Annotated in this window: 11 protein-coding genes and 1 pseudogene; 1 reads left to right on the forward strand and 11 read right to left on the reverse strand. The window is 54.4% G+C overall.

Features of this window, described 5'->3' with window-relative positions; genetic code table 11:
• The 5 genes and pseudogenes from BLU15_RS29670 to BLU15_RS39670 all read right to left on the reverse strand — a co-directional run.
• Nucleotides 1-1169, reverse strand: a protein-coding gene (locus BLU15_RS29670; protein ID WP_090300482.1) for an IS3 family transposase whose coding sequence is annotated in 2 segments (ribosomal slippage) — nucleotides 1-917 and nucleotides 917-1169 — 1170 coding nt annotated over the 2 segments. Because the reading frame shifts where the segments join, the coding sequence is not laid out codon by codon here. This gene is flagged as partial in the annotation.
• A gap of 25 nt (nucleotides 1170-1194) precedes the next feature.
• A complete protein-coding gene (locus BLU15_RS29675; protein WP_090300388.1) occupies nucleotides 1195-1374 on the reverse strand; it encodes a transposase in 180 nt (59 codons plus the stop codon).
• Between the two features lie 64 nt (nucleotides 1375-1438).
• A complete protein-coding gene (locus tag BLU15_RS29680) occupies nucleotides 1439-3154 on the reverse strand; it encodes a glycosyltransferase (RefSeq protein WP_176960393.1) in 1716 nt (571 codons plus the stop codon).
• Nucleotides 3155-3741: 587 nt separating this feature from the next.
• Nucleotides 3742-5142 (reverse strand): mannose-1-phosphate guanylyltransferase/mannose-6-phosphate isomerase, encoded by a 1401-nt coding sequence (locus BLU15_RS39665; protein WP_176960396.1) that lies wholly within the window; start codon nucleotides 5140-5142, stop codon nucleotides 3742-3744.
• Between the two features lie 111 nt (nucleotides 5143-5253).
• Nucleotides 5254-6660, reverse strand: a pseudogene (locus tag BLU15_RS39670) (phosphomannomutase); the annotation flags it as partial.
• Nucleotides 6661-6969: 309 nt separating this feature from the next.
• Between BLU15_RS39670 and BLU15_RS29690 the strand changes: the two are divergent.
• Nucleotides 6970-7563 (forward strand): NUDIX domain-containing protein, encoded by a 594-nt coding sequence (locus BLU15_RS29690; RefSeq protein ID WP_210187480.1) that lies wholly within the window; start codon nucleotides 6970-6972, stop codon nucleotides 7561-7563.
• 136 nt (nucleotides 7564-7699) lie between these two features.
• Here the strand turns inward: BLU15_RS29690 and rfbA are convergent, their stop codons facing one another.
• The 6 genes from rfbA to BLU15_RS29720 form a co-directional block, all read right to left on the reverse strand.
• Entirely contained in the window at nucleotides 7700-8569 is an 870-nt protein-coding gene (gene rfbA, locus BLU15_RS29695; RefSeq protein ID WP_090300397.1) for a glucose-1-phosphate thymidylyltransferase RfbA, read from the reverse strand.
• Between the two features lie 24 nt (nucleotides 8570-8593).
• A complete protein-coding gene (gene rfbD / locus BLU15_RS29700) occupies nucleotides 8594-9478 on the reverse strand; it encodes a dTDP-4-dehydrorhamnose reductase (RefSeq protein ID WP_090300399.1) in 885 nt (294 codons plus the stop codon).
• Nucleotides 9475-10530 (reverse strand): dTDP-glucose 4,6-dehydratase, encoded by a 1056-nt coding sequence (gene rfbB / locus BLU15_RS29705; RefSeq protein WP_090300401.1) that lies wholly within the window; start codon nucleotides 10528-10530, stop codon nucleotides 9475-9477. Before rfbB ends, rfbD begins: the two co-directional genes overlap by 4 nt.
• An 18-nt stretch (nucleotides 10531-10548) precedes the next feature.
• Nucleotides 10549-11121 carry a dTDP-4-dehydrorhamnose 3,5-epimerase gene (gene rfbC / locus BLU15_RS29710; RefSeq protein WP_090300484.1) on the reverse strand — a complete coding sequence of 191 codons (573 nt, stop codon included), beginning with the start codon at nucleotides 11119-11121 and terminating at the stop codon, nucleotides 10549-10551.
• 38 nt (nucleotides 11122-11159) lie between these two features.
• A complete protein-coding gene (locus BLU15_RS29715) occupies nucleotides 11160-12188 on the reverse strand; it encodes a glycosyltransferase family protein (RefSeq protein WP_090300403.1) in 1029 nt (342 codons plus the stop codon).
• A 92-nt stretch (nucleotides 12189-12280) separates the two neighbouring features.
• A complete protein-coding gene (locus tag BLU15_RS29720) occupies nucleotides 12281-14254 on the reverse strand; it encodes a glycosyltransferase family 2 protein (RefSeq protein WP_176960394.1) in 1974 nt (657 codons plus the stop codon).
• Nucleotides 14255-14682: the final 428 nt, after the last annotated feature.

Consider the following 14682-nt stretch of genomic DNA (forward strand, 5'->3'; position numbering starts at 1 on the left):
CCCCGCGGTTCTGAATACGCCAAGTGGCGCGGTGGGAGCAACCGGCGGAAACGCGAAGCTTTCAACTTGCGCAGCGTTGGAGCCGGTTGCGGCGATGGACCCGGCATAGTCTGCCGGGGTCTGGTATCCGATCGATGAGTGCGGCCGGAAATGGTTATAATCCTCCGCCCACTCGGCAATGGAACTGCGGGCATGATCGAGGCCGAAGAACAGACTCTCGTTGAGCAGCTCGTCCCGCATGCGCCCGTTGAAACTCTCTACATAGCCATTCTGCATGGGCTTTCCCGGCGCAATGTAATGCCATTGGATCTTGTGATCCTTCGACCAGGCGAGGATGGCGTTCGAGGTGAACTCCGTGCCGTGGTCAGAAACGATCATGCCGGGTTTGCCACGGCGCTCGATGAGTGTCGTCAGTTCCCTCGCCACGCGACGCCCGGAGATCGAGGTGTCGGGGATGGCGGCCAGGCATTCGCGCGTCACATCGTCGACGACATTGAGAACACGGAAGCGCCTGCCACAGGCGAACTGGTCATGCACAAAGTCCAGAGACCAGCGAGCGTTGACTTTCGCCTCGACCAGGATCGGCGCACGCGTGCCGACGGCACGCCGCCGGGCTTTCCGCTTGCGAACGGAAAGTCCTTCCTCGCGATAGAGCCGGTAGATGCGATTGACCCCGGACGGTTCTCCGTCCCGCCGAAGCAGGACAAACAGCCGCCGATAGCCGAAACGCCGCCGCTCATTGGCGAGGTTGCGCAGCTTCGTCCGCAACTCCACCTCCGGGGGTCGGCACGACCGGTAGCGGATCATCTTGCGGTCGGCGGATATGATCTGGCAGGCCCGACGCTCCGACAGACCCATGACGGCCTTCAGATGCGTGACGGCTTCACGCTTGGCAGCGGGCCCTACCATTTTTTTTGGAGAAGCTCGCGAAGTGCGGCTGCATCCAGCATCTGTTCGGCCAGCAGCTTCTTCAGCCTCGCATTCTCGTCCTCAAGCGCCTTCAGCCGCTTCGCCTCGGAGACTTCCATGCCGCCATATTTGGCTTTCCAGTTATAAAACGTCGCTTCTGAAATCCCGTGCTTGCGGCAAAGATCAGCGGCCTTTGCGCCTGCCTCCTGCTCCTTCAGCACCGCAATAATCTGCTCTTCCGTAAATCTCTGCTTCTTCATTCGTCCGTCCTCTATGGGCCGGACTTTAATCCATTCTGGAGGGAATTCTCAGTGGCAGGTCACGGACAACCGCCGGCGCCTTCCACTTATAGATGCTGGCATCGCTGACGCCGTGCTTGCGGCAAAGCTCCGAGACTGGCGTGCCAGCCTCGTGCTCCTTCAGAATACCGATAATCTGTTCGTTTGTGAGACGATTGCGCTTCATTCTCTGGTCCTCTCAATGGGCCAGAGCTTACTTCAAGATGGATTATTTCAGCGAGGTAAGGTCATCAGCTAAGTGCATTGTTCTCCTGTTCGGACGCAATCCTCAATCGGCCGATTGATCTCAATCGTCCAGAGATCTTCTCTGCGACAGCGGTAATTGATCTGAGCGCTTGCACGTCACTGCGCGCGGTTGAGGCTTTGTCAGATCTTAGCCTCTCATTGCTAAAAACTCTTTGAAGAGCCGAAACAGCAGAACAATGCTGAGGCTCGGCCCAAAACTGGCCTTCCTCAACAAACACGTACTCGTCCTCACGCACGGGTACAAGATCATAATCAACCAACCATGAATTTTGATCCGTGCAAATATCCATGTTTCCGGAGTATGCCGTCGCTACAACCGGTATTCCACTTGCCAGGGCGTCCAAGACATCGATGCCCAATCCTTCGGCTCTATGCAAAGACACGAGGCAGTCACATGATAAAAGTAACTCCCTCTGGCGTTTTGGACTGTATGTCTCGTTGATAATTTCAATGCGGCTATCGTTTGTGCAGCGTTCCTTGAGTACGGCCCATGCTCGTCTTTGGTGCTCACTGTGAACATGTTCAGCGTTCTGAGTTTTTACGATCAGCCGTACTTTGTCCGCGTTACCGAACGCCGTCAAAAAAGCCTCGACAACCGCTAATGCATTTTTCCTCTGCGGCCACGAAAATGCATCAAATGTCGTGAGAAAGGTGAATGTGGCCAACCTCCGGGCCCGTTCTTTCGAGGCTCGTGGCAAAGGTACTGCAGGCAAACCAATCGTCGCCACTGGAAGGACTCGTCCATCGAAGAGCGCGCTTACAAACGATGATGCTGTCCACACCTCATCGATTAAGCTAACTCCCAGATAATGGAGGCTAGAGAGTTTACTCAACTCCCAATACGGGAACACGATATTATAGGCCCCCTTAAGTATGTCACCATTCTTGAGAAAGAACTCAGGAATTTGTTCCAAATTCAGATGAATAATGTTAATATTCGCTCGGGAAATTCTGTAGTTGTAGGAGCCCTGCAATGATTTACTCTGTATTCCGTCATTGTAGCAAACGAAATTGCACTCCGGCTCGACCTCTGCGACTGCAGACATGAGCCTGCGACTGCTTTCTCCGAGACCTAACAACTTGTCAAAGGGACCGATTATTTGAACGGGACAAGTCTCGGAAATCCCAGGCTGTTTCTCTGACCCTGCATTGACTCCTAATACCGCAGAACCAGCTGTGTCCACCTGTACCGATTCGCAACGTTTCGTATCGTTGGTCGCGATATACCTGAGGATATGAGAGTTCTGTTGAGCATAAGAGGAACACCACTTGTAAACCCGCCGCCTTCCAGATGGGAAAAGCATTGCGAGTGCGCCCACCAAGCCATTGCGTAGCGCGAACATCAACATAAAATTGGTTAGCGGGAAACTACGTCCAAAACCATATGGAACCAAAGCGGATAACTTTTCTATTTCGGTGGAGTTCAGAATAGAATAATCTAAATTGAGTTGACGACCGCCTTCAATCGCCCACCAATAAATACGATAGACTTCTAAGAAAGAACGCGCGCCTTGCCACATAGCAATTCTGAAATATCTGCCGACAAGCGGTCGAGATATATCGGGACGCGTGAGCTCCAAAAAATTCTTGATAAATTCTCTTTCCTCCCGAGACAGCGGGATAAACCTACGGTCTAATCTGTATATATAATCGTTGATGTACCAATCATAAAAACGCTGGTCGCCCGATCGCCATTTCATGATCCTCCTAAGAAATTCTGTGAAATCTGAGGATTGTAGGTCCGCTTGCCTCTCGTTCTTGTAAACATCAGACCGAGATAGGGTGGCGGCTATCGATGCGGCATCGACTTGACGCGAGATCGGTTTCGTAGCGTTGCGCTCCAAGCGAGATTGAAACAATCGCAACCGGGTTCTGCGGGTTCCACGACCGACATTCCGTTCACAAAGTGTCCCGTCGTTTGTCGCGAGCCAACATCCCACCGCAGGGACAAATATCTCCACCCGATCTCGGACGGATGCCTCGACCGCGATTGGTAGAGGAACCTTGAACCCATGAACACCGTTGCCAAAGTTCCCCGCCAGTAGGTCGGGCCGAAAAAAGGCGCATGTCCACTGCCCGTGGTAATCGCCGTTAACAAACAAATCAAAAACTACGCTGCGTTTCGGATACTTAGTGTCAAAAAGCCAACCAAACATGTACCCGTCGGAAATACCATCGACGTGACCACGAAATCTGGTGCGCTTTGGTATCAGTGATTTTGCAATTCGGATGAACATGTAACGATCGTGGACGCCCTGTTCTCGAGAAGGACGCCCGACGCCTAGCATCAGCCACGTCCAAACTCATCAGCGATGCGAACAATATCATCCTCACCAAGATATGAACCTGTCTGCACCTCTATCATCTCCAACATTATCTTGCCTGGATTCGCTAGGCGGTGAACTTCGCCCTGCGGAATGTAAACGGACTCGTTCTCGGATACCATTTTCACCATATCCCCGACAGTCACTTCCGCTGTTCCCTTTACGCACACCCAATGCTCGGAACGATGGTGGTGTTTTTGTAGGGAAAGCTGTTTCCCTGGGTTGACGAAAAGACGTTTCACCTGGAAGCGATCACCATTGAGAACCGAAGTATAGCCGCCCCAAGGTCGGTAAGACGTTGGATGGGTTTCCGTTAGTGCTGCTGTCGTCTTCGCCGAAGCGAGGTGTTTGACGATCTTGCTGACGTGCTGGCTGTCGTCGAGGCGGCCAACGTACACGGCGTCTTCGCTTGCAATCACCGCCACACCCTCGAGACCGAACACTGCCAAATGGCTGGTATTGGACATAACAAGCGAGTTCGCGGTATTCAATACCGTCGCATTACCCAAGACGACGTTCCCGGACACATCACGATCACCAAGCTTCCAGACGGCATCCCAACTACCTAGATCGCTCCACGCAATCGCGGAAACCACGACCGCTGCATTCGCGGTTTTCTCCATAATGGCATAATCTACTGAAATATCCGGGCTCGCGGCGAAGGCCTCCGCGTCTAGTCGGATAAAGTCAAGATCACTCGCGGCTAAAGAGAGTGCGGTGCGAGCGGCGTTTTCGACGCCCGGCGCGAACTTTGCCATTTCGCTAAGCATCTGGTTAGCCTGAAACACGAAAATACCGGAATTCCAAACGAAGCCGCCGTGATCAAGCATCGACTGTGCATCCTGTCGTGCCGGTTTCTCGACGAACCGTTTTACCTTGCAAGCGTTCGTTCCAAGCTGCTCGCCGATCTCGATATAGCCGTATCCCGTCGCCGGCTCGGTAGGCTTTATTCCGAACGTGACGAGTTTGCCAGAAAGCGCAGTTTGATGCGCAACCTTAATGGAATCGAAATACCCTTGATCGGCAACGATGTCATGATCGGAGGCCAAGACCTGGAGCACTGTGTCCTCTCCGTAACGGTCTGAAACCAAGGCAGACGCAACTGCGACAGCGGCAGCTGTGTTGCGTGCTACCGGTTCCAGCAGAATCCCGCCGAGTTTGATGCCAAGTTCCCGGGCTTGTTCAGCAGCGAGGAACCGGAAATCCTCATTTGTGATCACGAGCGGTGGCCCATAGATTTCCTCATCGGCTACACGTGCAAGCGTCGCCTGAAATAGGGTTCGATCGCCGACGAACTGAATAAACTGCTTCGGCGCACTTGAGCGGGACAGCGGCCAAAGGCGAGTACCTTTACCACCTGCCATGATCACGGGAATAATTTTGCCAGCCGAACTCAATTCTTTGCTCTCCTTCGCGGGATTTACACCAGGAACTGAACCAGCACTCTTCGGAGTATCACTAACTTCCGTTCCACGAGCCCACTCGCGGACGAGCTCTAGGCTTTGATTAAGAAGGTTCGCCGCCGCGCGCTCGGAATTTGCTTCAACGTAGCAGCGCATTTCTGGCGCATTCCCAGATGGACGAAAATGTACGACTCGATCGTCGCGCAATGTGACCCTAAGCCCATCGACATCACTTGTGCGAACGACATCACCTACTGACCTCAGAAAAATGTTCAGGCTATCGCTCGAAAAACGAAGCTGCGTCATCAGTGCTGCGCTCGCCTCAACCGGGAAGGCCTCAAGTCGGCCCGAAGCAGCAAATGGCGGTCCATAACTCTCAGCGACATTTGATAGCGAAACCTTCTTGGCAGCCGAAAGGAAGAGAATTGCGAGAATCGGCAGGAAACTGTCCCGCGTCGGGAGCGCGCCAATCACTCTCCCATCAAGCTCAAATTCGGAGCCGAGCAGCAAACCTCCATTTGCCTCAAAACCCATAACTCCAGCGTTACCAACATGCAAAGCGTCAAGCATTCCGGCGATCACAAAGGGCGAGCCAACCTTTGTCCGGATGACGTCGTAGTCGCCAGCGACCTCGACACCAGAATTTGAAGTTACAGGAGTGACTATGGTCTTCGCACGGAGAAACTCCGCGGCGGCTATTCCAAGCAAATCGCCCCGAACTGGCTCTCCGGCTTCTGTCGCCACGAGCGGGCGATCTCCATCACCATCCGCGGAAACTATTGCGTTGAGGTTATGTTCCTTGGCCCATCTCTGAAGCAGGGCAACGGTTTCATCAGAAACGGCTTCGGTGTCGACAGGAATGAAATGTGTGGAGCGACCAAGCGCGACAACCTCGGCACCGTAGTGTTTCAGGACCTCGACCAGCAGGTCTCGCGCAACAGTCGAGTGCTGGTAGACGCCTATTTTAAGACCAGACAAGGAAGCGGCGGGCAATACGCACTTGTTTCTTGCAAGAAACAACGCCTCAGCCTCTCTTGATTTGTTCCGTCCAGTGCCCGGAGCTAAGTCTATGGGATATTGTTCGATATCGGCGGCAATTGCACTGATCCTCACTTCATCCTGCTTGTCGATCTCCCCTTCTGGTCGATAGAACTTTATTCCATTGCGATCGTCAGGGATGTGCGACCCCGTGACCATCAGCGATGCCGATCCCAGCTTCTGGCCATAGAGGGCCAGTGCCGGCGTTGGTATCGCGCCGCAGTCTACGGGAATCAAGCCTGCGCGTTCTAGCGCACCCATTGCGGAGGCGGCAATCTCAGGGCTTGAGGTACGGAAATCACGTCCCACAAGGACGGTGTCGCCAGGCCTCACAGCTCTGATGTCGAGAAGGTATCTAGCAAATGCTTGGGTGTAGATCGTGGTCGTTCGCCCCACGAGGTCGGATACGAGACCGCGCAAACCACTCGTTCCAAATTTCATGCCGCGCCTCAATTAATTTAGTTTGGCTATTAAATATCGAGCCGATGCTTAGGAGAAACGACAGCTCTCCGCAAGACTTCGTGCGCATCGGCTAGCTGGCGCCGGATCAAGGGTGAAGCGTACCCTATGTTTGAATGCCCCGTAAGGACTTGACTGACCGGCAATTGCCCATCATTGCAACACGCACCAACTGACGCGGTCCAACACTCGACTATGGAATGAGCCCATCATTTTGCCGGTGCGACGCGGGTTCTTATTTGGGTTTACGTTCATTAATAGTTCACAGTTTTTCCAGCGTGGGAGATTTACGTGCGGGTCACGAGAATACTGGCGTCCGAGGTAGTGGCGAAAGCTTGGGGAACACTGACCCAATACACGTTCCAATATTCAAAGCTCTCCGGCGAACTCACTGAGATTACACGAGAAGTCTACGACCGCGGGCACGCTGCAGCGATATTGTTGCACGATCCTGAGAGGGATATGGTCATCCTCGTGCGTCAGTTCCGACCGCCAGCCATGGTGAATGGCGGCAATCCGTTTCTCGTCGAGGTATGCGCCGGCGTCCTGGATGGGGACGATCCAGCAACCTGCGCAAGGAAGGAAGCCCTCGAAGAAGCCGGCGTTGTGGTGAAAGACATCCGATTGGTCACCACCGCCTACGGGCTACCAGCCGCTGTGACGGAGGTACTTAGTCTATTTATCGGCACCTACGACTCGAAGACGCAGGAAGGCGGCGGACTACCAGACGAAGGAGAAGATATCGAAGTGTTAGAACTGCCATTTCAAGTGGCGTTTCGAATGATCTCCTCCGGCGAAATTTTGGATATGAAGACGATAGTATTGCTGCAGCATCTGATGCTGGAACGCGTTGCCGTCACTAACAACGTATCACCGCAAGACTGACAGAAGTGGGCATTCCGGTTCGGCGCCGTTAAGGTACTCAGTTGATCGCAAACCCAAGCCTTAGGAAGCGCGCACATCTGACTGTCTCGGCGACGGGCAGGAGCACGGGAATTTGCGAAGAGGCATTTGAGCAATGTCAGCCCTCCCCGGCGACCCGCAAAAGGTATCTTCCGTACGAGGTACTTGAGTATCGCTTGCCAAACTGAATCAACTCCTCCTTGGAGATAAAGCCATTCAAATAGGCAATTTCTTCAATGCAGGCGATATTGGTGCCTTGCCGATGTTGAATAACTCGAACGAATTCTGAGGCCTCCAACAGACTGTCGTGGGTACCGGTGTCGAGCCATGCATAACCTCGCGCCATTTTCTCCACGAAGAGATTGCCTTGTTCCATATAGATCCGATTTAGATCGGTGATTTCATACTCTCCACGAGCGGACGGCCGCAGAGATTTAGCGTGCGAGATGACCTGATTGTCGTAAAAATATAGGCCCGTTACCGCAAACCGAGACCTCGGCAAAGCGGGCTTTTCCTCCAGACTGAGAGCTTGCCCTTCCGCTCCGAGCTCAACAACCCCATACCGTTCCGGATCCTCGACCTCGTAGGCGAACACAGTTGCACCAGACGTTCTGTTTGCGGCCTTATCGAGCAACTCAGCTAGCCCTGCGCCGAAGAAGATATTGTCACCTAACACCAGAGCTACGCTATCTGACCCGATAAACTCTTCTCCGATCGTGAATGCCTGCGCGAGACCTTCAGGCTTGGGTTGAACTGCGTAACTCATTCGCAGCCCAAGAATCGCTCCATCACCAAAAAGGCGCTCGTAACTACCAACATGGTCAGATGATGAAATAATTAGTATATCTCTAATTCCAGCCTGCATTAAGACCGAGAGTGGATAATATATCATCGGCTTGTCGTAGACAGGAATTAGCTGTTTGTTGATCGCCAAGGTCGCTGGGTGCAGACGCGTGCCCGACCCGCCCGCGAGAATAATACCCTTCATAGAAAATACATCTCTCCTTTGGAATCAATCCTGCATGGAGGCGAGCATTTCATGCAACGCCATGCGCCAGTGACGAGGTTTCCCACCAAAATCCCGGCACCACTTGTCCGTTGCAAGCAAAGAGCTCGCTGGGCGCTGCGCGAGTGTTGGATATTCGCACGTCACAATCGGCTCCAGTGCAGGGGTTGGATAGCGCGCATTTCTTCGTTGCTCAAATATTTCGCACGCGAACTCATACCAAGTTGCATCGCCATCATTGACAAAATTGTAGGTGCCGACCGGTGAATCGTGGTCCTCGATCAAGCGGAGAGCAATCGTGGATAAAGCTTCCGCGATGTCGACCGCTGCTGTAGGGCAACCCCGCTGATCATTGACAACCCGAATTGACGGCCTTTCTTTGCCCAGTCGCAGCATCGTTTTAACAAAGTTGGACCCGTGCGGACTAAAGATCCATGCCGTTCGAAGGATAACGTGACGGGGATTCGCGGTCCGAACCGCCTGCTCGCCCGCTTCTTTGGAGGCACCGTAGACTCCGAGAGGGGCAACACGATCCTCTTCAGCGTAAGGTGCCCCCTTTCCTCCATCAAACACGTAGTCGGTCGATACGTGAACGATGGGAATGCAGCAAGCCTTAGTCGCTGCAGCAATGGCTGCGGGCGCTAATGCGTTGGTTCTCCAGGCGGCGACAATCTCGTTTTCGGCTCGATCCACGGCAGTGTAGGCGCCTGAATTGACGACGGCGGAAAAGTCGCCTTCAGCGATGTATCGCTCAATTTGATCGCAATTACTCAGATCGAGCTCACGCCGGCTTGGCGCTACGAGTTCAATATCGCTAGGCCATTGACATTGGAGCAGTTCGATCCCTACCTGCCCCGTACCCCCCGTAATCAAAATGCGTCGCGGTTTCATACCCCCAAACCTCGCCGTTGGACAGCGTGATTGCGCTCAACAATTTCTGACCACCACTCTCGGTTGCTCAAATACCAGGCAACGGTCTTCTCAATCCCGCTTTCGAAGGTTTCAGCGGGCCTCCAGCCAAGCTGGTTGCCTATCTTTGCTGCATCGATTGCATATCGTTGGTCGTGCCCGGGGCGATCGGCAACGTAGGTAATCTGCCTTGCGTAAGTTTTTCCATCCGCACGAGGCTGCAGACGATCGAGAATCTGGCAGACGGTGTTCACCACATCGATGTTCCGTCGTTCAGAATTTCCGCCGATATTGTAGGTCTGACCGGTCGCGCCATTTTCGAACACGCATTGCAGAGCGCGCACATGGTCTTCCACATAAAGCCAATCACGAACATTCGTACCGTTGCCATAGATAGGAAGCGGCTCGCCGGCGACGGCCTTCACAATCATCAGCGGTATAAGCTTTTCAGGGAAATGGTAGGGCCCATAGTTGTTAGAGCAATTGGTGATCAGAATCGGCAGACCAAATGTGTGCCCCCACGCGGAAACCAGGTGATCCGAGCCCGCCTTTGAAGCCGAATAGGGGGAGCGGGGATCGTAAGGTGTCGTTTCAGTGAAGTAACCGGTCTCGCCGAGCGAGCCGAAAACCTCGTCCGTCGAGATATGATGGAAGCGGAAACTCCGCGCGCGATCTGCCGGAAGCTTGCGCCAGTAATCCAATGCCGCCGCCAGCATTGTATAGGTACCGACGACATTCGTCTTTATGAAGGCGCTCGGACCATCAATTGACCGATCGACATGCGATTCAGCGGCCAGGTGGGTAATCACATCCGGCTGAAAATCAGCGATAGCCGCGGCCACCGCACCTTCGTCACAGACGTCGCCTTGCTTGAAACGGTATTTCGGTGAAGCGGCTATCGAAGCCAGTGAAGTTAACGTCCCGGCATAAGTCAACTTGTCGAAGTTCAAGACCTCATGAGCGGTGTTGTTGATAAGGTGCCGAACCAGCGCTGAGCCAATAAAACCGGCACCGCCGGTAACGAGAATTCGCATGGCTATTCCTTCCGAAATCTACACTTCGATCAGTTCGAGCGGCACCCCGTCGTAGACGAAGGGGCTATTAAAATCACCCAAGAGTGGCTGACGTGCATCCTTGGAGCTCAAGATGGGTTCGTTCCCGCCAGGAAGAGGCCACTTGATACCGATCTGCGGATCATTCCAGAGGATGCCGCCATCATTCTCTGGTGAGTATAAATTGGACACCTTGTAGGTCACTTCAGTCGAGGGTTCGAGCGTCACGAAGCCATGGGCAAAGCCACTGGGGACATAAAGCTGGTGACCGTTCTCCGCCGATAATTCAGCGCCCACCCACTGTCCGAAACTCGGTGAACCAAGGCGAATGTCGACAGCGACATCGAAGATCTTCCCACGGATGCAGCGAACGAGCTTCGCTTGCTGGTAAGGCGCGGTCTGGAAATGCAACCCCCTCAACGTTCCCGCAGGAACAGAAAGCGAATGATTGTCCTGAACGAACCGGTCACTGATGCCGTATGCGGCAAAGGCTTTCTCGTTGTAAACTTCCGAGAACCAACCGCGGTCATCCCCAAATCGCTTGGGTCGAACCAACAATACCTTTGACGTCATTCCGAAAAGATCCGCTGTTCTAATATTCGGAGCCGCGCTCAACCCGGATGGTTGACCCGGTTTTCATGTCGTGCCCTGAGAGCCTCAAATCCCGTATCGGCTGCCAAGGTCATTTGCAAGACCGCCATACGGGTCGCAATTGCAGCATTGTCGCGCCTTTCAAGATCATCGACGAGCGTAAAGATAATTTGGCGCCAACTGGTTGGGTCATAGGCGGGCCGCAGTTCGGCGTCACTGGAAGCTTGGCCATACGCTGCACCCGCAGAAAAAACGCCCGCAGCCCGGTATCTAGCCACATCAATGCGTTTTGTCGGTGCGCGGCTGTCGTTTACATGCGACGGCGCCAACGGCACCAGCATAATGTCGACTCTCCCTGTGTACGCGTCAGCTAAATAGTCCGTCCACGGCATCGGTTCCCGAATCTGTACACGCTCGAGGTCTTGCCAGATTGCCCTCGCACGTCGATCAGCGAACACCTCAAATCGAACTTGCGGGCGTTCACGCAAAACCTCCGCAATAATCGGGCGGAGAAAACGATGCTCCTCCAGATGAACGCCTGTAGCGTGATAGCCGATCAGAACGTCATCATTCATCCGACCAGGCGCGTCGACATCGTCCTGTCCGCTTACCCAAAGCGCCTTGGGCGGAGCCGGCGGTAAAACCGCCGCCTTTGCTTGCGTCAACCGAGACGCGAGGTGAGGTGTGGAAGCCCAGACAATATCGAGGTGGCGGTTGAGGTGCCCCAGTGGCCAAAGTGCCCGGTACCAAAGGAACAGCCGATAGAAAAAATCCGCATCCTTTCCGGTCACAACGGCAGGGATGTCATCGTCGAGGAACAGGCCCACGCCAGAGAGATGTCCCGCATTGCTCTCGATCCAGCGCAGGACAACCCGCGAAGCGTAGCGACAGATGATGACAAATGCTCCGTCGGCGTCCACGGCCGGCACTTCGCCTCCGCGAATGTCCGCAACCTCATACGGCGGCATATCCGGCGCTTCAAGGCGGGCTGCGAGGTAGTAGTCGAAGGTTGGGTTCGGTATCCGGCCGAAAACAATGATCCGCTTCACCGGCCGTCGCGGACGACCGGTACCGCCCTCCCGCAGACGTGGTCGAGGTAGCCGCCGCTCGATCCAGCGGGCCAAGCGTTCACGCAAGCGGCTCAAGCACTCGACCTCGCAGCAAGAGTTCTCGGATGAGCTTCGAGAACGAATTCTTCGGCAATGAGCGAGAGGTTCGGATTGTAGTAAGGGTCTGCTTTCAACGCATCACTCCAGCGCTCATGCATGGCGCGCTCCTCCCCCGCGAAGCGCTTAAGCTTCTGCGGCGTGTCGTCGGCACCACGCGAGACGCTTTCTCTATGCAACATAGCCGCTGCCGGCGTCCAGACAATACGGAAGCCTGCTTCCCGGAGTTTCAGGCAGTAGTCCACATCGTTGAATGCGACCGTCAGATTTTGTTCGTCCATGCCGCGAAGGCGGTGCCACAAGTCCCTGCGCGTCAGCAAACAGGCCGCAGTGACAGCTGACATATCACGACGTTGGCACAAAAGCCCCCTGTCGCTACCGTCCTTTGGATCGCGAAAGTGAAAGCTGTGTCGCGCGACTGTCCCCGCACCGAGCGTCACTCCGCCATGTTGAACGAAGCCATCGGGAAAAAGGAGCAAATTTCCGGCAGCTCCGACAGTGGGATCATCGAGCTCACCTGCTAGACACTCGAGCCAATGGCAATCAATAGGTTCCACGTCATTGTTCAGCAAAAGTATGAGGTCGTGCTGGGCTGAATCGACACCAATGTTACAGGCGCGAGAGAAATTAAAAGCTCCGGGAAGAGGTATCCGACGGATGAGCCCTGACTGCTGATACCGCGAGAACAGCGCCAACGTGGCTGGTTCGGTGCTTTCATTGTCAATGACGATGACATCAAGATCTGCAGGGGCGGTGTTTTCGAACAGTCCCTTAAGGCAAGCCTCAAGCAGCTCAGCCCTGTCCCGCGTCGGAATAATTATGCTGACCGCTGGCCGTTCGCGCCTCGGCTGAACAACCTCGGCGTGGGTCGGGGATGAATAGCACGATTGTCCACGGTGCAGTAGGACCCGTGGCAAATGCAAAATATCGCCTGTCCGCGCCTGCGCAACTGCGAGCGCAATCTCTGCACTGGAGGCACTTTCCACAGCAACGCCTCTCGGTATGTGGACCACGCGAAAAACCGCACCCTCCAATGGAAGCCAGCCTGAGCGCACGAGTGGCGCGTTCCAAGCGGGCTTGAAGAATGGGGCAAAGCGCTCGCCTCGAACGCTAATACGGTCTTCGTCAGAATAACATATCGCAACATCTTCAGAGAGGGCGAATGGCTCCGCCAATCTCTCGAGTGCGCGCTCAGCAAGGCGCACGCCGCCCGGAAGCCGTATCCAGAGAGTGTCTTTATCCGCCTTTTTGAATTCAATCAGCTTCGCGACATCCGCCGAAGTGGCTTCCTCAAAGCACCGCCAAGACTGGGCATTCAACGAATCTCTGGTTTCTTCGACCGCGAGCGCGTCCCCGCCATCAATAGAAACAAGTACCCGCAGGCTCCTTTGGGAGACTTGTCCATCCATGCGAGCTTCATTCTTCTCGGCGAGTGCTTGGGCTTCTATCCAATCGCTGTAGTCAGGAGCGGAGAGCGCATCGCATTGCCGAACGAACCGAAACGCTGCGCCCTTCTTATTGCCGGCGAGGAAAAGGCGAATGATTTGAAAGAAGGTAAGTGTACGTCGACATGCGATAAGGGCGGCGACCTCGATGAGACTTAGGCGACGAATCCTGATCTCCGGCTCGATTTTGGCGGTGTCGTTCGCGGTTTCCGGGTCGACGGCCAAACCGATTGCGTCCAATTGTACCGGTGTCCAACCGTAGAAACGTCCGCGACCCGTCCGATCAATCAGGAAGGAGCGAAGGACCGTGGTAGGCGTCCGATCACGTCGCTTGAAAAGAAGCTGTGGGCGGCGTCCGAGTCGATGGTCGGGATCATAGACCGAAACCCTGATTGGTCGATCGGCGTAACGGTCCGCGGCACCTGCAAGTGCAACACTAAACTCGACTCGATTAACCTCTCTCATCATCTTCCAATCAAAAACGGTATCGAGTTTTTTGGACAAAACCATTACAAGAAGGCTGGCGAGAAGTAACTAGGTGGGCAATCAAGAAATCTCCTATGTTTTTCTCGTTGCAGGCGAGACCGATCTCCCGCCGGACAGTCCGGTCTCTTGGATCGATGATAGCGCAAGGTGATTGCTGTGGGTCGCGTAGCAATCGCCACGGAAGAAAACCACGCGACAGACAGGGTTAGCGCGATGCGATTGGTGAAGTTTACCTTGGCCGGAGATAATAACGCTCCTGTGTACGTGAACCCCGATCACGTCGTCTCAGTAACTCCATTTGCCAAATACACTTCGATCTTGACCACATGTCCAAGCTCGGAGTCGAAAGAAGCTCGAATCAATGTGAGAGAGGCTCTCGATTCGGTGGTGTCAGGGCTCATTGGGTAACACCCTTCGCGGGGTGTCAGAAATCTGCCGGCGCCCAA

Source organism: Ensifer sp. YR511 (assembly GCF_900103045.1).
Lineage (GTDB): Bacteria > Pseudomonadota > Alphaproteobacteria > Rhizobiales > Rhizobiaceae > Ensifer > Ensifer adhaerens.